This window comes from Priestia sp. YIM B13491 (genome assembly GCF_042787605.1).
GTDB lineage: Bacteria > Bacillota > Bacilli > Bacillales > Bacillaceae_H > Priestia > Priestia megaterium_E.
Genome location: NZ_JBHZOR010000010.1, coordinates 1 through 18,641, shown reverse-complemented (window position 1 = coordinate 18,641; position 18,641 = coordinate 1). Strand labels below are relative to the sequence as shown.

At 33.2% G+C, this 18,641-nt stretch carries 21 protein-coding genes and 1 pseudogene; 14 read left to right on the top strand and 8 right to left on the bottom strand.

Features of this window, described 5'->3' with window-relative positions:
* Positions 1–391 precede the first annotated feature (391 nt).
* From ACFX4E_RS24265 to ACFX4E_RS24255, 3 genes are all read left to right on the top strand, one after another.
* A complete protein-coding gene (locus tag ACFX4E_RS24265; RefSeq protein ID WP_483879842.1) occupies positions 392–1,240 on the top strand; it encodes a ComEC/Rec2 family competence protein in 849 nt (282 codons plus the stop codon).
* 2 nt (positions 1,241–1,242) lie between these two features.
* Entirely contained in the window at positions 1,243–1,464 is a 222-nt protein-coding gene (locus ACFX4E_RS24260; RefSeq protein WP_377257036.1) for a DUF3006 domain-containing protein, read from the top strand.
* A gap of 230 nt (positions 1,465–1,694) precedes the next feature.
* Entirely contained in the window at positions 1,695–2,774 is a 1,080-nt protein-coding gene (locus ACFX4E_RS24255; protein WP_377257033.1) for a lysozyme inhibitor LprI family protein, read from the top strand.
* A gap of 359 nt (positions 2,775–3,133) precedes the next feature.
* Here the strand turns inward: ACFX4E_RS24255 and ACFX4E_RS24250 are convergent, their stop codons facing one another.
* Entirely contained in the window at positions 3,134–4,363 is a 1,230-nt protein-coding gene (locus ACFX4E_RS24250) for an NAD(P)/FAD-dependent oxidoreductase (protein ID WP_377257030.1), read from the bottom strand.
* 506 nt (positions 4,364–4,869) lie between these two features.
* Between ACFX4E_RS24250 and ACFX4E_RS24245 the strand changes: the two genes are divergently transcribed.
* Positions 4,870–5,052 carry a YolD-like family protein gene (locus ACFX4E_RS24245; protein ID WP_029324141.1) on the top strand — a complete coding sequence of 61 codons (183 nt, stop codon included), beginning with the start codon at positions 4,870–4,872 and terminating at the stop codon, positions 5,050–5,052.
* A gap of 400 nt (positions 5,053–5,452) precedes the next feature.
* Here ACFX4E_RS24245 and ACFX4E_RS24240 read toward each other — a convergent pair whose 3' ends face one another.
* The gene (locus ACFX4E_RS24240) at positions 5,453–5,893 is read right to left on the bottom strand and encodes a cell wall hydrolase (RefSeq protein WP_013084397.1); all 441 of its coding nucleotides are present in this window, start codon (positions 5,891–5,893) and stop codon (positions 5,453–5,455) included.
* A gap of 279 nt (positions 5,894–6,172) precedes the next feature.
* Between ACFX4E_RS24240 and ACFX4E_RS24235 the strand changes: the two genes are divergently transcribed.
* The 3 genes from ACFX4E_RS24235 (at position 6,173) to ACFX4E_RS24225 (ending at position 7,465) form a co-directional block, all read left to right on the top strand.
* Positions 6,173–6,448 (top strand): GlsB/YeaQ/YmgE family stress response membrane protein, encoded by a 276-nt coding sequence (locus ACFX4E_RS24235; protein ID WP_280157767.1) that lies wholly within the window; start codon positions 6,173–6,175, stop codon positions 6,446–6,448.
* Positions 6,449–6,479: 31 nt separating this feature from the next.
* Complete coding sequence (locus tag ACFX4E_RS24230; protein ID WP_016765074.1) at positions 6,480–6,605, top strand: hypothetical protein; 126 nt, start codon at positions 6,480–6,482, stop codon at positions 6,603–6,605.
* 380 nt (positions 6,606–6,985) lie between these two features.
* Entirely contained in the window at positions 6,986–7,465 is a 480-nt protein-coding gene (locus tag ACFX4E_RS24225; RefSeq protein WP_029324144.1) for a site-2 protease family protein, read from the top strand.
* Positions 7,466–7,931: 466 nt separating this feature from the next.
* Here the strand turns inward: ACFX4E_RS24225 and ACFX4E_RS24220 are convergent, their stop codons facing one another.
* The 3 genes and pseudogenes from ACFX4E_RS24220 to ACFX4E_RS24210 all read right to left on the bottom strand — a co-directional run bounded on the left by ACFX4E_RS24220 (position 7,932) and on the right by ACFX4E_RS24210 (position 10,714).
* Entirely contained in the window at positions 7,932–9,332 is a 1,401-nt protein-coding gene (locus tag ACFX4E_RS24220) for a sucrose-specific PTS transporter subunit IIBC (protein ID WP_057242571.1), read from the bottom strand.
* 473 nt (positions 9,333–9,805) lie between these two features.
* Positions 9,806–9,895, bottom strand: a pseudogene (locus ACFX4E_RS24215) (hypothetical protein); the annotation flags it as partial.
* Between the two features lie 519 nt (positions 9,896–10,414).
* Complete coding sequence (locus ACFX4E_RS24210) at positions 10,415–10,714, bottom strand: hypothetical protein (protein WP_377257021.1); 300 nt, start codon at positions 10,712–10,714, stop codon at positions 10,415–10,417.
* Between the two features lie 233 nt (positions 10,715–10,947).
* On the opposite strand from ACFX4E_RS24210, the gene ACFX4E_RS24205 reads away from it, so the two are divergent.
* From ACFX4E_RS24205 to ACFX4E_RS24195, 3 genes are read left to right on the top strand one after another with little or no spacing between them, the layout of a single operon-like run.
* A complete protein-coding gene (locus tag ACFX4E_RS24205) occupies positions 10,948–11,364 on the top strand; it encodes a hypothetical protein (protein ID WP_377259439.1) in 417 nt (138 codons plus the stop codon).
* Between the two features lie 17 nt (positions 11,365–11,381).
* A complete protein-coding gene (locus ACFX4E_RS24200) occupies positions 11,382–12,077 on the top strand; it encodes a YiiX/YebB-like N1pC/P60 family cysteine hydrolase (RefSeq protein WP_377257018.1) in 696 nt (231 codons plus the stop codon).
* A 60-nt stretch (positions 12,078–12,137) separates the two neighbouring features.
* On the top strand, positions 12,138–13,127 hold the full coding sequence (locus tag ACFX4E_RS24195) for a hypothetical protein (RefSeq protein ID WP_377257015.1): 990 nt from the start codon (positions 12,138–12,140) through the stop codon (positions 13,125–13,127).
* A gap of 334 nt (positions 13,128–13,461) precedes the next feature.
* On the opposite strand, the gene ACFX4E_RS24190 is transcribed toward ACFX4E_RS24195, so the two are convergent.
* Positions 13,462–13,740: a YolD-like family protein gene (locus tag ACFX4E_RS24190; RefSeq protein ID WP_377257012.1), complete on the bottom strand. Its 279-nt coding sequence runs from the start codon at positions 13,738–13,740 to the stop codon at positions 13,462–13,464.
* A gap of 13 nt (positions 13,741–13,753) precedes the next feature.
* Positions 13,754–15,019 carry a Y-family DNA polymerase gene (locus tag ACFX4E_RS24185; protein ID WP_377257009.1) on the bottom strand — a complete coding sequence of 422 codons (1,266 nt, stop codon included), beginning with the start codon at positions 15,017–15,019 and terminating at the stop codon, positions 13,754–13,756.
* Between the two features lie 156 nt (positions 15,020–15,175).
* Here ACFX4E_RS24185 and ACFX4E_RS24180 point away from each other — a divergent pair, with 156 nt between their 5' ends.
* On the top strand, positions 15,176–15,427 hold the full coding sequence (locus ACFX4E_RS24180) for a hypothetical protein (RefSeq protein ID WP_377257006.1): 252 nt from the start codon (positions 15,176–15,178) through the stop codon (positions 15,425–15,427).
* Positions 15,428–15,816: 389 nt separating this feature from the next.
* Here ACFX4E_RS24180 and ACFX4E_RS24175 read toward each other — a convergent pair whose 3' ends face one another.
* Positions 15,817–16,362 (bottom strand): transcriptional regulator, encoded by a 546-nt coding sequence (locus ACFX4E_RS24175; protein WP_230185299.1) that lies wholly within the window; start codon positions 16,360–16,362, stop codon positions 15,817–15,819.
* Between the two features lie 125 nt (positions 16,363–16,487).
* On the opposite strand from ACFX4E_RS24175, the gene ACFX4E_RS24170 reads away from it, so the two are divergent.
* Genes ACFX4E_RS24170 through ACFX4E_RS24160 form a run of 3 tightly spaced genes read left to right on the top strand, consistent with a single transcriptional unit; the run spans position 16,488 to position 18,417 of the window.
* Positions 16,488–16,727, top strand: a complete 240-nt coding sequence (locus ACFX4E_RS24170) for a PLD nuclease N-terminal domain-containing protein (RefSeq protein WP_192101212.1) — start codon at positions 16,488–16,490, stop codon at positions 16,725–16,727.
* Positions 16,724–17,629, top strand: coding sequence for an ABC transporter ATP-binding protein (locus ACFX4E_RS24165; RefSeq protein ID WP_230185300.1), 906 nt, complete (start codon positions 16,724–16,726; stop codon positions 17,627–17,629). The genes ACFX4E_RS24170 and ACFX4E_RS24165 overlap by 4 nt, the downstream gene beginning before the upstream one ends.
* Complete coding sequence (locus ACFX4E_RS24160; protein ID WP_377259442.1) at positions 17,626–18,417, top strand: ABC transporter permease; 792 nt, start codon at positions 17,626–17,628, stop codon at positions 18,415–18,417. The genes ACFX4E_RS24165 and ACFX4E_RS24160 overlap by 4 nt, the downstream gene beginning before the upstream one ends.
* The last annotated feature ends 224 nt before the right edge of the window (positions 18,418–18,641 follow it).

The following is an 18,641-nucleotide window of genomic DNA, read 5'->3' as shown; positions in this document are numbered from 1 at the left end:
GCATAGAAACATCTTTTATAAAAAACACTTTTTTGTTACTCTTCTATATTATAATCTTTGTCTATTCGAAAGTAACATAATATCCGAAAGCACCTCTCTTTCAAGCTAATTATATATATTGGAGAATTTACGATTAACTATATGTAGTAGCTTGATCATAAGATCCACTTCTCCTGAAATGTCAATCTCACCTAATTCTTAAAATAGCACATTTCATTACTATTTACCTCCATTTTGTTACTTATCTTTACATATAACATGACTTTTTTCACTTTTATAAGTAAAAATATTCAATTTTTATGTATTAACAGATGGTTTCATATAGTAAAATTAATTTTGCTATAAACGAACAATACAAATAAAAATACATTTATCAAAAGGGGATAAAACAATGAAAAGTCGTGTTTTCAAAATTGTTTCTTCACTTGCTATAGGAATAGGAATTGCTGCAGCTCCTGCTTCCTCATACGCAGCAACGCCTAAAACCATGAAAGTACATTACATTGATGTTGGTCAAGGAGATAGTATCTATATTAAAGCTCCCAATGGTGAGGACATTGTTATTGATGGTGGAAACAAAGGTAAAGGAAATGCAGTTGTAAGTTATTTAAAGAAACGAAAAGTCGATGATATAGAAGTGTTAATTTCTACTCATCCTGATGCTGATCACATTGGTGGGTTAGATGAAGTCATTAATGCATTCAAAGTAGAAAATGTTTATGCACCAAAAGTAAGTAATAACACGCAAGCTTACAAAGACTTTTTAAATGCTGTGAAAAAGAAAAAATTAACGATTAAAACGGCACAAGCAGGCGTAAAGTTACCTGTTAAAGATGTAAATGCTCAAATTGTAGGGCCTACTAAAACATATGCTAACAGTGATTTAAATGACTGGAGTGCTGTTGTACACATGGCTTACAAGAAGAATACATTTTTATTTACAGGTGATGCTGAAACAAAAGCAGAAGCAGACATGATTAAGGCGAAGAAAACACTACGTGCAGATGTACTGAAAGTAGGCCATCATGGAGCCAAAACGTCTACAAGTAAAAACTTCTTAGACGCTGTAAAGCCTAAGTATGCAGTCATTAGTGTGGGTAAAAATAGTTATGGACACCCTACTTCTCAGGTTGTGAACTTACTAAAAAATTCAAAAGCAAGTATTCTGCGAACAGACCAAAGTGGTACGATTATTATCACTGGTGATGGAACATCTTATTCTGTTAAAAAATCGAGGTAATTATGAAAAAGATAAAAGGGATTATTGATCGGTTTGAAGAGGGATTTGCCGTTGTTGAAATTGAAGGCATAACAAAAGATTATCCAAAAGATATCTTTCCTGAGGATACACAAGTTGGAGATGTTGTTTACATTACAGGAAATAAAGTGACGATTGATAGGCAAGAAACTAAGAAAAGAGAAAAAGAAATTGAAGACCTGATGAATGAGCTATGGGAAGATTAAAAACTAATTCCTATTTATAAAGTATTCTTGCTCTAGCATAAGGAATAAGATGACAGTCTCTTACTTTGAGACTGTTTTTTACGAATTAATTATTAATAAACTGTTTTGAAAAAATTATAATATTTCACTGCTAAATAATATCATTACTAAGGAATAAAACGTTGTTATACTATCTTTTAATATTGGTAAAATACACAGGAAATTAACAACTTTTAGAGGGGGGAACAGCTATGTATAAAAAAGGTGTTTTTTTATTAATTACGGCAACTTCTTTACTGGTTTCTGGCTGTCAACAAGAAGAAAAGGTTGATTCGAAATCAGGGGAAACTGGAGAGGTTAGTAGCCAGGAGACCAGTGATAATAGTGCTAATAAAGCGAATCAAGATAGTAACAGTGCTACAGAAAATAATACTGGGGAACCTTCAACTATAAAAGGTAGCGATCATGCGAGTGTTGTTCACAAAAATAGTAATCAGCAAAACTCAACTAATTCAAATACAGTCTCCGATGACGCTTTTGTTACTAAAGATACAGCAGCTCTAGTAATGGATGACTACATAAATGGACTAACAACTGCAATTAATACAGGCCAGTTCAGTAACGTTGCGCATGTTTTAAAAGGTTCGTTATATAGTGACCAACAATCATTAGTAAGCAATTTATATAAGAAGGGTATTAAAGAGAACTGGATAGATTATTCTGTAGTGAATTTTACGAAAGCAGGTAACTCTTCTGATGGGCCTCTTTATAAAATACAAACTGTAGAGACCGTATCTGTTATACAACCAGATGGATCTCAAAAAACAAATAAATACAATTGGATGTACACAGCCGTGCTTATCAATAATCAATTATACTTGACTGATATAGCTAAAAATGGGCCGATTACTACTGTATCAAAGACTGGTCCAACTACAAGCACTCCATCAACAAATAGTCCAGCTACAACAATAACTAATAGCAAAAAAGCTTATTACTTTGATTTACTAGAGCAGACTAGAGCTAGTGAAGTACAACCAGTTAACGATCAGATTGATGGTGACAGAAGACAAGCTTCAGGGGAAAATTATCAAATGTGGGACAAGATGTTGAATGATATCTATGGTGAATTAAAGAATCAATTACCTGCATCAGAAATGAACAACTTGAAAATCAAACAACGCCAATGGATTAAAGATAGAGATGCTGCTTCTCAAAAAGAGTTGAAAGAAGCTGGAGGAGGAACTTTAGCTTATGCTGAAGAAGCTCGAATTTTACACGAAATGACTAGAGAACGTTGCTACGAGCTAGTTACTTATTATATGAAATAATGAGAAAGTACTATATTTACATGGTGGAACTTTATGTATTGGCTATTTTCATTATTATGTGTGTATATGCCATCCTATAAATCACACACATACACATTTGCTCTTGCTATTTCTTGCCGTTATTTCTCTTCCATTGCTATCTGACTATTATTAGCTAACACCATTCTTTGCAGATTCATAAACTTCTCTAATAGTGATGGGAATGATTTAATGTATTCAACGTAACAAAGAGCCACTTGTATGAAACAAGTGGCTCTTTATATTGAGTATGTTTTAGATAAAATGTACTAATCGTAACAGAATAAAATCTTTGTTTTCGATATATCCCTTCCTGCTCTCGGTTTACCTTCCCCTCATTGCTAGATTGATTGCATAATTCGTGTGAGTTCTTTTTCTAAAGCATCGGGCTCGTTTGAGTAATTATAAATCCCTAAAAACTTCTCTATAGCCTCTGGATGAGAACTGATTAGCTTATTGACAGCATTCTGTTGTTCAGAGATGCGTTCATTCTGCGAAATTTGACATCCCATGTGAAACCGAACCATAAACTCGTCTTCTATTGCCTTTTGATATTCTTCAGATATTTGATTTGATTGATTGGATTGTCCCTTATATTTTGAGAGAATATTGGATAATATACGTGCTCCACATATAGCATCATGGATACCTTGTGCCATGCCAGGATCTTTAAAACAAACTGCATCTCCAACCAACGCCCACCCTTTTCCCATTCCTTTATACCAGTAATTATTATATCTGAGAATGCCTTTAATCGGTTCTACTAATTCCGCATTTTTTAAACGCGTCCCTATTGTTGTATTCGGAAAGTTATCTGTTAAGAAATTGCGTAGACTGCTTTCTGGATTTAATTTCAATCGTCCTATCAATTCCTTATTTTCTAATGGGAAAATGCCGGCAATAACATATAAATTATCATTCGTTGGAAAGAGAATGGCTGTGTTATCTTTTATCTTGTATACTTCAAATTTAGGGACATTGTCATGGCGAAATTCAGAGAAGTACCCGAAATAGATGCCGACTTTTGCCGAAATGCTTATTTTGAGTTCACTTTTTACCAGCTTGCGAATAATTGAGGATCGGCCGTCTGCCCCGACTACCAGGCCAGCTAAAAATTCTTGTTTCTCGTTATTGCCATCTAGACCTTCCACCCCTACTACTGTATCGTCAGCATGAATAACATCCGTCACACGAAACCTTTCTAGAACAGTTACATTCATTTGTGATTTGGCTTGTTCAAGTAGGATCTGATCGAGATAAGTTCTTCTAATGCAGTAACAACTTTCTTCTCCGTCAACCTTAGGGATGAGTCCTTCTATCGCGGTATCCTCAAATTGAAATTTAATATCCTGTACCGGTGGGGCGTTTGTTTTCAATAATTTGTCCATGACACCGATCTCTCGAAGAAGAGCGACAGTATTATTGAAAAAAGTATGGGTTGATAAAGTATCCTTTGGAAAGGTCGCTTGGTCTACTAACAACACACGGAAACCTGCCTTCCCAAGATAAATAGCAAGAGTAGAGCCGGCAACTCTAGCACCGGTAATGATGACATCATACGTCTTATTCATCGTATCGCTCCGTTTCCAAGTACAATTATTAATTTGTGTATCCATTAGAAGGATTCTAAAACCAATGCTCTTACGAGTTAAAGCAATGAGGTAAATTGACAAGGGTATGCTACATACATAAAGTATGGAAGTTAAAACGAATTAAGTACAGGGAATTTCCACCTGTTAAACAATTAAAAAGAATTTGCGCTAAAAATCGGAATGATATTTTAAGCATTAAATAAAAGCTCATTTATAAGAAGGTACAATAGATGGATTGAAACATAGATATAGATTCTAGACATATATTTCTTTTCCTCTTTTATTCTTTGAGCTTTCTTCCTGTTGAAAGTTCACAAAGTTTACACAATAAAATGTAAGCGTTTCCTATAGGTTTATTGTATACTAAATAATATAAAACAATATAACTTTTAACTTGTATGATTTTCTCACAAATTCTGCATGATAATTACTTATTTGAATAACACATTCCTACATTAGTTATTAGGAAGAAAGGGGAACGGAGCATGATATTGAAAGCATTAAGAAAGAAAGGTGTCATTACCATTAACTATTATCAAAACGGTTTATTACAAACATGTAAGGGACGTGTAAATGATCTTAATCTTCATGATCAAACTCTTTCTCTAGAGGATGAACAACACAATATATTCTCTATTCGTTTATCAGGCATTACTGAAATTCATTAAGTCTATCATCGTGTAATTACATTATTTAATATGCTTATTACAGGGAATGTTAATGATAACGCTATAAAAAAGAGGAAGAGAACTTTCTTCCTCTTTTTTTATGATTTATTTACCTTATTAGTACTATTTCTTGTTTCATTTGATTAACTGCTTATGCGAAACAAGGGAATACCTACTAACTAGGAAGTTCCCTTTTTATTTCGCAAGATAAAAATACATCAAAACAAAGATTAAAGAAATAGGCTACAGTGGGGGGGAAGTTTTTTTAAACGGACTACTGTCACATAATCTATAGGAGTTGCATTGAATAAATAACGCTAGCTACCAGCACTTACGACTAAAATGTTATATTCGCAGATCCCCCATATTACTCCAGAATTAATCATAACTTCTTGATAATCTAACCTCTATAAACACTAGCACATGTATCAGGTTTTGGTTCATAATAACAATGATTTTTAAATTGACCAGATGCAGGTTGACCGTACCATGTTGGAGGACACGGAGCATGTGGATTAAAATACCAAAGAGCAAATTTCGCTGGGTGTTGTCTCCAATAATCCAGATTCTGCTTTGCTAATCTTTTTTCAACACCTCTCGCTCTTTGATAAAATACATTGCCTTTTTGAACAGCTTCAAACGAAAAGTTCCCCCCCTGTACTTGATAAATGACTTGTGAAACGGTTCTTAAATTTTTAAAGTCTATACAATTTGCTGCAAGACGATTAACAATTACATTTCCAACATATAACATCCCTAGTCTTCCTTCACCTTCAGCTTCTGCTCGCATCATCCTTGCCATTAAGTTAATGTCTGCACTTCGGTAACTTACTCTTGCCATTTACTCACCCCCAAAATATAGTATGAAAAAAAGCCTATATTGATGTCATGGTTTATAAGATAGCAATTTATACGCTGGGGGTTAGTCTAGTCACTTATATTTTTCATAAAATGGACGAGACGTTAGAAGGTGTCCAAAAGAACAAAAATAGATTGCAAGCAGAGCTATATGATCTTAGTACATCAGGAGAAAAACTTTATTGAGGAAAAAAATAACAGGATTAATGGATTTTAGACGAGGGTAAAGTCAACTAACTATTTTAAAAGGAGAGAATGGTATATGGAAATTCTATGGATGCTAATTGTAGGTGGAATTATCGGTTGGCTTGCCGGTTTAATTACAGGGCGTGACGTTCCTGGAGGCATTATTGGTAATATTATCGCTGGTTTTATTGGTTCTTGGTTAGGTGGTCTGATCTTGGGAAGTTGGGGACCAGTCGTTGGTGGTTTTGCCATCATTCCAGCCATTATTGGAGCAATCATTCTGGTGTTAATTGTAAGCTTTGTTCTAAGAAAAATGGGACAAAAAAACAATCATGGTCATCATGCAAAATAAACCGAAAAAAATTAAGTTGGAGTGATTAAAAATGGGAGAAGAAAGTAAGCCTGTGTTAGATGATTTTGTTGAAGATGATCAATTCGAATTAGAATCTTACCTTACTTATTTGTTCGATCAAATTAATCATGATAGTGAAGTTCTGTCAGAAACTTAATGAGAAACCAGATATTTCGTTACAAAGAAAAAGATAAAAAAATAATAAATCAGAATATAGCATAAGCGACCTTAGTAACTTTGTTTACGATACATAGGGTCGTTTATTGTTATGGAGAATATTCAAAAACACAGCGAAGATATTCTTCTTTATAGGCAATGCTCAAAGATTATTAATCCCTTTAACTACTGCTTTATTAAAAATTAATTGGCTCTAGCTTTTGACTAAAGGCCTTTCAGAGTGCCAAACGGAGGATTGTACATATGATTAAAAAAGGCACAACCTCTGTTAAAAAAAGTCTGTCCACTATTACGTAGATTTTATCTATTTTAATAAGCGAACCATTTAGTAAATCATTTCATAATAAAGGAGATGGAAGTGTGTTTGGATTCAGTGATATGCCTAAGTTCTTGTTTTCTTTCTTACTTGTACTACCACTTGTGTCTCTTGTTCATCAATTAGGTCATTCTATCATGGCGATCTTTTTCGGAGGGAGAGTGGATTTTACCATTGGAAAAGGAAAAACGATTTTTAAATGGAAGAAAATTAAAATAAAATCCGTTTATTTTTTGGATTCTTTTTGTGTATATGAAAAACTAAAATACGACAATCGATTTACCCATGCTTGTGTCTATGCTGGAGGTGCCATTGCTAATTTAGCTTCTATTTTCCTTATAAATGGTTTAGTTATGGATGACATTCTTTCAACAAGTCTCTTTTCTTACCAGTTTGTCTATTTTTCTGTTTATTATATTGTCTTCTCGCTATTGCCTATTAAATTTACAGAAACAACTTCAAGCGATGGACGTGCTATTTACGATGCATTGAGGTATGGAAAAATAACATGTAATCCTGATTAATAAGGCTGAAATAATGATGGAGATTGAAAAATCAACAAAGCTACATATTATTTCGTTTGCGCAATAAGTTAGACAGTGAAAATAAAGCTACTTTAAATAATGTAGTTAATTTAGCAATTAGTATAGATGTTGATGATAATTGATAACAAAAAACCTTTTACTCCTTTCCGGTAGAAGGTCATTTGCGTGATGGAAATGTCGTTATATACCATACGAGAAAGTTAACATATACCGTCTAAAGTAGAACATAATGAGCAACAGTGGCAGCGTGAAGGATTGTATATTTCAGATTTTAAAAATAAGTAAATAAAATTATATAAAAAAGAGAAGGGCTTTAATCTTCTCTTTTCCTACAACATCAATGATTGAGCTTTGCTAAAAAGGCCTTATACTGGATCTAGATATAAGGATTTTTCTAATGTCATTCATTGTAGTTTATTAATTACAATTTATAATTTATATATAATTACCGATTCTTAAGCATCTTGTCGTTATAACCAAACAGCCATGTCAGAATAAATGATACAGCAAAGGCAATCAAATTAACGAAAATATAGATAAAAATCTGATTATTCAAGTACAATAATAATCCTGGAATAGCTGTAACAGACATTCCTGTTGCTTTTAGATGAAAAATCGAGGCTAAGAATCCCCCTACTGCTCCTCCTATAAGGCCCATTATAAAGGGTTTAAAGAACCTTAGGTTTACTCCAAATATAGCAGGTTCTGTAATTCCTAAAAAGGCTGAAAATGCTGATGGGAATGCTAATGCTTTCACTTTTTTATTTTTAGATTTCAATCCAACTGCTAGCGTTGCAGCCCCTTGAGCTACGATTGCGCTAGTGATTAATGGATTGAATGGATTAAATTTTGTATCAGCTAATAATTGAATTTCAAGTAAATTAAATATATGATGAACGCCAGTAATTACAACAACTTGTTGTAGGCCACCAATAATAATACCAGCTAAACCAAATGGTAAATCTAAAATTGCTTTTGTGCCTGTTAGAATTATGTTTTCTAATGAATGAAAAACTGGTCCGATAGCGAAGAGACCTAATGTAATCATGATCAATAATGTTAGAAATGGCGTGAGTATTAAATCAATGGAATCGGGCACTTTTTTACGAATCCAACGCTCTAATTTTGCCCCTAAAAGACCTACAAAGAAAGCTGGTAAAACAGAACCCTGATACCCTACAACTGGAATAAATCCAAAGAAGTGAATAGGATGTGCGTCTCCTGAGCCTACTGCATATGCGTTTGGAAGTGCTGGATTTACTAACATTAATCCCAAGACAATTCCTAGAACAGGGCTTCCACCAAATACTTTAAAGGCTGACCATGCAATTAATGCTGGTAAGAATGCAAAAGCTGTATCTGTGACAACTTGTGTAAACATTATAAAGTTTTCAGGGATATCATTGGGTGTATAACCCAACCAATTTAACACTGCTTCTTGCGTTAGTACCCCACGTAAACCCATAAATAATCCGGTTGCAACAAGAACTGGAATAATTGGAACGAAAACGTCACCAAAGGTTCGGATAGCTCGTTGAAAAGCGTTTCCTTGTTTCTTAGCTTCTGCTTTTACTTCAGATGTAGACGTGCCTTTAATACCCAACTCATTCACTGCTTCATATACTTTATTAACAGTTCCTGTACCAAAGATAATTTGGTATTGTCCTGAATTATAAAATGCACCTTTTACTTTCTCTATATTTTCGACTGCTTCTTGATTTACTTTTGTTTGATCATGTACCATAATACGCAATCTTGTTGCACAATGAGCAAATGATGAAATGTTTTCTCTTCCACCTATTGCCTCAACTACTTTGCTAGCTATGTCTTTGTAACCCTTTTCCACTTGATGATAACACCCCTTTGGTGATGATAGTATAACGAAACTTTGATAAGAAAAAAACTAATATTTCTGATTCGATTGTGACTATATTTCTTGCTATCTATAAAATATATAGCCCAAACAAATAGGAACCGGTTCCAAAAAAACTAAAAAAACAACATATATATAATTAAATGATTCCTTTCATAGGAGCCAATTTCGTAAATAAGAAGTTAACTTGGAACCGGTTTCTTTCGCTTATTATAGTTTATGATATAAGAAAATGTCAACGCTTTCTTTTGCTGGTCAGAGATTCTAGATCCCAGATTTAAAAAACAAACATAGCTATATAAAAAAGAAGGTACTTGCCTTCTCCTTTTATTACAACATTTATAATTAAATGCTTTTCTTCATCTTGATGATCAAAAAGGAAAGTAGGGTAGCAATTAAATATGATGGAGAGGAGTAGTATTCTTCACCAAAGCAAAAAGCATATGTTTCTTTATTAATGGTATGGCAGCTAATACAACAGATTTCGACCATTTAGTATCTACTACAACAGCAAGCTTAGTTTTCAAAGGGTCTAATCTTCTAAAACACAGTCTTTTGGCTTTAGGGTTTTCTTACATAAAGATTATTATTGCTGTTGTTATCTTGTTAGCAATATCTTATATTATGGGTTTTGGATTTATAAGAAAAAATAAGATTAGCACAGTGTTTCCTGAGAAAAGAGGGTTTTTAAAATAATTTTTATATTTGCAGTGGGAGTTACAAATGAGTCGAATTATAAGCTATAAGTTAAGTTGCAAAAATAAAAGAAAAATGAAGAAGGAAGGATTGTTCAAGAGAAGCTAACAAAGTTAGGCATTACAGAAATGATTCTTTTCTATTCCCCGTTACTATTTAAATTTTTCAGCTATTTTTTATATAGTATTTCTATCTGACATATCTTTTCTTTGAGCCTTATATGTACTCTCTCTTTTCTCTCCATGTATATAAAAGGACAAGCATGAACAAAATTGATTATCTTTGTTCATGTTTGTCCTTCTAGTTATAAAATGTTGATTAAAAATGCTTATCATTAGAATAGGTATATAATTTATAGCTTATATATTACCAGCAACGCTTCCTATCAATATCAACATAATTAGAATAATAATTACACACAAAATTAAAGATATGATCATAGTTTTCTTTAACGAAAACTTTTTTTCAAAGCGTAAATATAAAGCAAGGACAAAAACAGCTAGAAATATAGCCAGATAGCTATATTGGGAAATCCCTAACTTCTCTGTTACAGAAAAATGAAATATGCTTGGATTTACCATAAAAAAATCATTAATAAAAATTAATATAAGCCCAACTATTATAATTAAATACAAGATAGTAATAAAAATACTTTTCATCTTTATTAATACTCCTTTGGATTTATTTTACTATTAAGATTATACAGGATATGCGCTTATTTTCAATACATAAAGTGTAAATTTACACTAAATGCATTTTCATTCCCATTTTATCTTAATATACGACAATGAATATATCACATTTGAACTAATAAATAACAAAAAATAACAAAATACCATTTACAATTATTTTACTTTTTTGTAATATGTTAAATGGAAAGGAGAGATAAATTATGAAGAAAATTACAAAATTTAAAAAGTTGGTAACTGCATTAATTTTAATGCTTGTTCTAGTGTTTACTTCGTCATCACTAGCTCAAGCTGCCAGTTCTAGTGCAAAATTAACTTCTAACCAGACTAGTTCGAGTGGGTCATGGGTGAAAATATTTTCTACGAAGCCTAAAGAAACAAAAACCACAGCCGTTATCAAAGCTAAGAACACTGGAAAGGCTAGTATGCGAGTTTCTATAATGTTCCCCTACGATAGCTATCCTGATAGAGAAGTTAAATTTTGGACTCTAAAATCAGGAGAGAGCTTGAACAAAACAGTATCTCTTACAAATGGTACATATTCAATTAGGTTACAACAACTTAATATGTCACCTTATGTCAAAGGTACAAGTGGTAACGGATCTTTAAGTAAAAAATAAAATGGAGGATATGTTATATGAACAGAAAAACTGCTTTATTGTCCATAATTACTTTATCTTTAAGCACTTCTTTGTTAATGGGAAATTATAATAGCGCTAGTGCTGAAGAAATAAATTCTGATGATTACTACCAAAAAAAGGGTGAAGAATTACAGTATAGTGATTTTTCCAGTCAATACAGTAAAGAACTAAAAAGTGTCAAAGAAGAAACTGTTAACCAAATAAGAAAAGAGTCATTATCTTCAGACCAGCAAAATAATTATCATGCGTCGGCTGTGTCTGGTTCCATGGGAAGTGCTGGGGATGTATTGACTACTATGAAAGGAAGTAGTTCTACCGCCAATGCCTGGCCAGGAGGTCATGCTGCAATAGTCGTAGACTCAGCTAACACCATTGAAGCTTATGGAAATAAAGGGCCATCTAAAGATGGAGTACGCTATTGGTCCAACAATTGGAAAAATAGATGGAAAGATGCGAAGGTACAAAGAGTAAAAAATTCTACGGCCTCTCAAAGAGCAAAAGCTGTCAAATATACTAAAGCTCAGCTATATGAGCCATACAATTATAATTTTGCTTCCAAGAATAAAACAGATTCATGGTATTGCTCACAGTTGGTATGGAGAGCTTGGAAAGAACAAGGGTATGATTTAGATTCAAGTAGTGTCCCAGGTGTATTCCCTGTTGATATTCGGAAAAGTAATAAATTGAAGTAATATTATAAAAAAAGAAAGCGATGAGTTTATATCGCTTTCTTTTTAATTAGGAGTATTTTAATGTATAAGAATATAACCATAATATGTATACTCTTAAGTATTTTAACCGGGTGTACTAATCACAGAGAATTTATAGCTGTATTAAGTAGTGATTTAGATAGCAATAATAGCAAAGTTACAATTTTAGACAAAGAACTGGATAATATAAAAACTAAAAATATAAACGAATCAGGTTTAACTCAAATATCCTATGATGAAGAGGAGTACAATATACTGTCTAGCTATAATTCTAAAATAATTACTCTTTCTAATGAAAAAGTAAAGAAACAAAATTCCTCTTTACCTTATCCCTTATTTAGTATTTATAATAGTAATTGGGAACTGATGGTTTATAATTTTGATAAAAAAAATGATATAAATTTTTATACTTATGAATTAAAAAAAAGCTCTGGTGAACTTGTTAGCAAAAGATTAGAAGGCATACCATTTTCAGTACAGGAATACGGTAAGAAAATATATACTGTAGCTAGAAATATGAATGAACCCATAGATAAGCAATTTTCTTTGAATATTCTTTCGGCAAAAGATTTAAGAGTCTTAAAGAAAGTGCAATTAGGCATTCCATACGCTCTGTCAGATATGAACGTTAAACACAATAAAATTTATCTAACAATGTTTAATTTAGAAGAAGGTAAGCAAAGTGAAAGCAAAGTTTTGATTTATAATCTCAAAAGTAACGAGCTAAGGGAGATTCATTTAAAATATAATAATGGTAATGAAGTTATTCCATTAAAAGAAGGATTTTTAATAAAACATAATACATCTAAAAATACTACAACATTTGTTCTTTACAATGATAGTTATAGATATCAAACAGAATTAAAAATTAATAAAGCAATCATTAAAACAAAATACTGGAAAGATAGCCTTTATTATCTCACAGAAAGTAAAACTCTTGAAAAATATGATTTAAAACAGAAAAAGGTGACTAATTCTATAAAATTAAAAGATAACACCAATGATTTTATAATAATAAAACAAGGATCTTAATTAAATATCTATAGACATCTTTTTTTATTTATACGCATTAGATTTTACTTCAATATTAGGTAAGACGTTCCCAATTAAAGTGAATGTCCATAATATGAAGGAGTTTGTGAACGACTATGTGAAAAATCATTTGAGAGAAGAATTGGATAAAGGAAAGTTGAAGAACTAAAAGAGAAGTTAAAGTTTATAAATTGAAATTATCCTTATAAAGAAGGTATCATGGTGGAATTACAATACGGATTGATGCACCTGTAACTTCTATAAAAAACCAGTTAGAGAGAATTAGAATCAAAGAAGAAAGCTACCTCGGAATGTATAAAGAGGCAGCTTTCTTTTAGGTGTCACACTGGTTAAAATATAAATCCCCAAGGGAATCAACAAACTGAATGAATCCTGTCTCTGTTATGCATTGGCCTTTCTTGTAATAGGTAAGGTATACTTGTTTATTTGTATGTAAGGCTTCAATCAAGATGAAATTGATTTGTTTCATTTGCTCTTCTGTTAAAACAGGTTGAGCTACTTCTACTTGCTTATTTATAATCTCCTTTAACCCTATGTATTGCTCTGGCATAGTGGCGAATGGCCGCCATTTTTTCATTCCTCTAGGTTCCATCTCTTTTTCCTCCTTACGCTTTATGGCCACCCATAAGGCCATTTCGATAACGAGCTGTTGAATGAGGAAGGTGACTAGACGCACGTAGTACACTATTCTTCCCATAACGCAGCCGAATGTCATCAATCGTTTTAGCAAGAGCATAGGCTCTTTCACGTTGGTCAATATCCTCAAATAAGCTCATTTGCTCCTCTTCCTGGATGCTTGTATTGGATAATGAAATGCCAATGGAGCGAATCGGCATTCCACTATCATGCGTATGTAAAATAGTTAAACAATACGGAAAGATATCTTGGCTCAAGTTCGAAGCTCTCCCCATTTTCTTTTGTCTGGAGAAGCCTCTACCTGTTTGTTTGCTGTAGCCAATCGATAAATGGATTGTTTGAGCCACCACTTGATGCATGCGTAAACGAAAACACACATCATCCAATAGCTCCAACAGCAATAATTCCACTTCTTTTCGGTTTGTATAATCCCGAAACAAAATTTGACTCTTTCCGAAAGAACGAGAGCTAGGAATGTACACATCAGAAATACGACTAAAATCAATCCCATTCGCATGTTGGTGCAACTCTTCCCCCAGGACACCAAATTCTTTACGTAACATCTCTACAGAAGAAAGAGCGAGTTCTTTTATGGAGTGAATGCCCAAACGATTCAAGCGCCTTTCCGTAGCAGACGAGATCCCCCAGAAATCCTTCATCGGATGAATGGACCACAACTTAAAGGGAATATCCTCATATCGCCAATACGCAACTCCTGTTGGGCTATTCTTGGCCTCATGATCTAAGCTCACCTTCGCCAGTAAGAGATTCGGACCGATGCCTGCGGTAGCTGTCAGCCGTGTCTTACGATAAATCTCATTGATGATTTTGTGAGCTAATTCTTCTGGTGTTTGAGCGAACAAATGCAGAGAAGCTGTCGCATCAATAAACAACTCATCAATGCTATAGGCATGAAAGTCTTCAGGAGCCACATACTGTAACACTAAACTCGAAATATAGTTCGAAGCCTTGATATATCTCTCCATGGATGGATTCACCACATGGATATCTTTCCTTTTAGGAATGTCGAAAAGGCGACTTCCTGTTTTGATCCCTTCTTTCTTTAATAAGGGTGTGGCAGCTAACACAACCGATCCTGACCTTTTGGTATCTCCTACCACCGCAAGCCTTGTTTTCAATGGATTTACCCCCCGTATGACAGAGGAGACTGAGGCAAAAAACGATTTCATGTCGATACAAATAATGATTCTGTTTGGTAGCTGCCCATAATCCATTAAAAGAACTCCTTAAATAAAAGAACGTTTGTTTCATTCATTATATACGAACAAACGTTCTTTATTCAACAAAAACTCTAAAGTTTTCCCGATTATTGTTACTATAATAAGAGAGAAGAACATTGTATATGAATTGAGAAGACGGAGGGTTGATCAATGAATAAAAAACTGTCTAGTTATATTATCTTTTTTTCATGGTTTTTGTTCTTAGTTCTTTTATGGATTATCGTCTCATTCTTTAAAGGTGAAAATGGACAGTGGTGGTCTATGTATCGTTTGAACCCACATAAATACGGTCCTTGGGCTTTAGAGATTTCTTACATAAAGATTAGTATTGCTGCTGTTATTTCGTTAGGAATAGCTTATATGGTGAGTTTTGAATTCAAAAGAAAAAATAAGATGAAATAAATGGTTTTTTAGTAAAAGAGGATTTCTACATATTTTTTATCTTTGAGGGATCAGTTACGAATGAATTATATGAGAATTTATACACTAAGGGCTGGTATAAAAAGAAACATGAAAATTGAAGGTGGAATTAACCTGTTACATTTAATCTTCTGCTAAAACAGGTTAAGGGATTTCTAGTTGTTTGTTTACGACTTTTTGTAAGGGTCCCTGCTAACATAAGCCTAGCAAGATTAGACAAAAAGAAAGCCGATGACTCCTGCGCTAAGGAATCATCAGCCTATATTTTTATAAGATTTAAAGCTACCATAATCGATCAATTGAATGTCGAGTAAATAATGGGTACTTGTCCGGTATTCTAATTACCAAATCCCCCTAAATATTTACTTAGTTTAAGTATCTGGAATAATTGTAATAGCGATGGTCCGAACTGGGGCTTCTTTTTCGTTTCCCTTACTCTGGGTATGGTAGTATTTAGTCATTAATTCGTTTAATTCGTTTTGAAATTGTATAAAATGTTCCTCATCTATCTTTAATTCCACTACAGAAAAAGTTGCCCCGTCCTCTTGGCTGTTTTGTTCCCCTAATTTCTTAAGATAAGTTTGATATTGTGTCATAAGTGATAACTGGTAATAAGAAATATAGTCTAACTTTTCCTTGCTAGATAATTCCCTCCATTCACTTCCGTCAATTTTTGCCTCTTCTTCATTTATAGCGTAATATTTTTCGGAAACCGATTTTACTTTTTTTTCTTTAATTACACAAACAATACCAGAATCAAACATAGTTTGAAGATGCCTATATAGAGTTGCTTGGGGCACATCTTTAAGAATTTTCACCATTTCTAATGGTGTTAACCCATTTTCTCTATTTCTCATTAATGCTTGGCAAATCTTTATTCTCACCGGATGCATTAATATTTCAACTTTAGTACTCATCCAATCACCTTATTATTTATTAAATTTAATTCTTATTATAAATAATGAGAATAATGATTGCAACGAATCTGCATTTGATTTATCATTATTAATAATGATAATGAGATTAGGAAGGAATGTTGAAAATGCAACTACATTATGGATTAAACGACCTTAAAGATCTTGATTTTATGGCTTTTCTGCCCGTTATATTGCCAGTTATTGCAGTGGGGACGCTTTTAGTTTTAATCGCACTAATTGATTTATACCGACATAGAAAGACAAGAGAAAATGTCCTTATATGGGCCCTAATTATTCTTTTTGTTAATACACTTGGACCTATTCTTTACTTTGTTATAGGGAGAAAGGATGGTGAGAACTCTTGAAATTAGAGATTATAAATGTAACAAAATCATTTAAAGAGAAAATTGCTGTCAATAATTTCTCGATGGAACTGAAATCAGGGGAATGTGTCGGGTTAATCGGGCCAAATGGAGCAGGCAAATCTACATTAATAAAAGTGATTTCAGATATCATCGATCCAAATACTGGTGAAGTTTTATTGAATGGGAAAAAAATATCTAAAATGAAAAGAGAAATTGGTTACCTACCACAGTACCCTAATTTTTTTCATTGGATGACAGCAAGAGAAACTCTTACGTTTATGGGTCAACTTTCGGGATTGAAAAAAGAAGTATTAACAAACTCGATACCGGAGATTCTGACAAAAGTTGGGCTAAAGGGCGAAGAAAACTCAAAGGTTGGTACATTTTCTGGAGGAATGAAACAACGACTTGGTATAGCACAAGCCTTACTACATAAACCTTCTCTTATTGTTATGGATGAACCGGTATCCGCATTAGATCCAATCGGTCGAAGAGAAGTGTTAAACCTGATTGAAGAAATAAAAAAAGATACAACCATTTTATTATCAACCCATATATTAAGCGATGCGGAAGAAATTTGTGAACGATTTGTCATTATGAAAGATGGAACAAAAATAGAAGATACAAAGATTACCGAACTTTTAAACCGCAATAGCGAAAATAAGTTAATTGTGGAAATCACAGCGAAGGACCGAAAGTGGGTAGACCATGTAAAAAAACTGCCTTACGTAAAGGACGTAGAAGTTATTGGGCTTAAAGTCAAAGTAAAGGTTGAAAGTATCGAAAAAAATAAAAATTTATTGCTGCAAAATGCACTCGAACATAAAGTGGACATCGTTAAATTTGAAATGAATAACGATACTTTAGAAGAAATCTTCTTAAAATTGGTGGTGCAGAAATGAATAACTTAATTGTACTGATAAAAAAAGAATATGTTCAAATGTTACGTGATTTTAAGGTAATTTGGCTACCGATTGTTTTTGTATTTTTAGGGGCAACGCAGCCAGTAATAACTCATTACTTGCCATCAATTCTAGAAGCATTAGGAGGCGGTGGTCAGGGAATTACCATTGATCCGAGTATGACAGCACAAAAAGGAGGAGAAGTACTAGCAAGTACTTTAGGATCTCAGTTTGATCAGCTTGGTCTTATGATTCTTGCAATTTCTATGATGGGTATCATTCAAACAGATAAAGCCAACGGTATGCTGGCCTTTATTTTAACACGACCTGTTACTGTTACTTCATATATAGGTGGAAAAATAGTATCAAATTATTTGATGGCAGCTTTTAGTGTAACAATTGGATACTTTACCTCTTACCTATATGTAAATTATCTTTTTACTGCTGTTCCATTTTCACACATGATTACTGGGTTAATATTTTATCTAGTATGGGTTCTTTTTATCGTATCTTTCACAACAATGATAAGTGCTATTTTTTACAGTCAAGGTATTATTGCATTAATTTCAATTATTTTCCTTATAGGTTGTAGGATAATCGTCGGTCTGAACCCAATAATGGATCAATTAAATCCAGCCAGTATGAGTAAGCATGCAATGGAAACACTAATGACGGGATTAGTAGATTCAAATGCAGTAGGTAATTTACTATTGACATTCGTTTGGATTTTATTGACACTCTTTATAACAAATTATTGGATTTCTAATAAAAAGTTTAGTCATGAATAAGTAGAGAATAATCGTGATGAGGATCTGAGATTTTTTTATCTAGTTTGTGCTAGGGAATTCCCTTCCGTTTTTACTGCTCTACTATTAACAGTAGTAATAATGAGCTTACCCAAAAATAGGGTAAGCTTTTGTATTAGAAAAAATTGGGTTTAGTCGGGTAAGCGAGGGGCATCACTGCCCCTGACTCCCCTAAGAACCGTACGTGAGCCTTTCAACTCATACGG

Coding starts and splice junctions, on each gene's coding strand:
- ACFX4E_RS24210 (WP_377257021.1), bottom strand. CDS start 10,714: ATGAAAAGTATTTTTATTACTATCTTGTATTTAATTATAATAGTTGGG.
- ACFX4E_RS24245 (WP_029324141.1), top strand. CDS start 4,870: ATGATATTGAAAGCATTAAGAAAGAAAGGTGTCATTACCATTAACTAT.
- ACFX4E_RS24160 (WP_377259442.1), top strand. CDS start 17,626: ATGAATAACTTAATTGTACTGATAAAAAAAGAATATGTTCAAATGTTA.
- ACFX4E_RS24260 (WP_377257036.1), top strand. CDS start 1,243: ATGAAAAAGATAAAAGGGATTATTGATCGGTTTGAAGAGGGATTTGCC.
- ACFX4E_RS24265 (WP_483879842.1), top strand. CDS start 392: ATGAAAAGTCGTGTTTTCAAAATTGTTTCTTCACTTGCTATAGGAATA.
- ACFX4E_RS24200 (WP_377257018.1), top strand. CDS start 11,382: ATGAACAGAAAAACTGCTTTATTGTCCATAATTACTTTATCTTTAAGC.
- ACFX4E_RS24255 (WP_377257033.1), top strand. CDS start 1,695: ATGTATAAAAAAGGTGTTTTTTTATTAATTACGGCAACTTCTTTACTG.
- ACFX4E_RS24180 (WP_377257006.1), top strand. CDS start 15,176: ATGAATAAAAAACTGTCTAGTTATATTATCTTTTTTTCATGGTTTTTG.
- ACFX4E_RS24240 (WP_013084397.1), bottom strand. CDS start 5,893: ATGGCAAGAGTAAGTTACCGAAGTGCAGACATTAACTTAATGGCAAGG.
- ACFX4E_RS24185 (WP_377257009.1), bottom strand. CDS start 15,019: ATGGATTATGGGCAGCTACCAAACAGAATCATTATTTGTATCGACATG.
- ACFX4E_RS24235 (WP_280157767.1), top strand. CDS start 6,173: ATGGAAATTCTATGGATGCTAATTGTAGGTGGAATTATCGGTTGGCTT.
- ACFX4E_RS24205 (WP_377259439.1), top strand. CDS start 10,948: ATGAAGAAAATTACAAAATTTAAAAAGTTGGTAACTGCATTAATTTTA.
- ACFX4E_RS24175 (WP_230185299.1), bottom strand. CDS start 16,362: ATGAGTACTAAAGTTGAAATATTAATGCATCCGGTGAGAATAAAGATT.
- ACFX4E_RS24195 (WP_377257015.1), top strand. CDS start 12,138: ATGTATAAGAATATAACCATAATATGTATACTCTTAAGTATTTTAACC.
- ACFX4E_RS24170 (WP_192101212.1), top strand. CDS start 16,488: ATGCAACTACATTATGGATTAAACGACCTTAAAGATCTTGATTTTATG.
- ACFX4E_RS24250 (WP_377257030.1), bottom strand. CDS start 4,363: ATGAATAAGACGTATGATGTCATCATTACCGGTGCTAGAGTTGCCGGC.
- ACFX4E_RS24230 (WP_016765074.1), top strand. CDS start 6,480: ATGGGAGAAGAAAGTAAGCCTGTGTTAGATGATTTTGTTGAAGATGAT.
- ACFX4E_RS24190 (WP_377257012.1), bottom strand. CDS start 13,740: ATGGAACCTAGAGGAATGAAAAAATGGCGGCCATTCGCCACTATGCCA.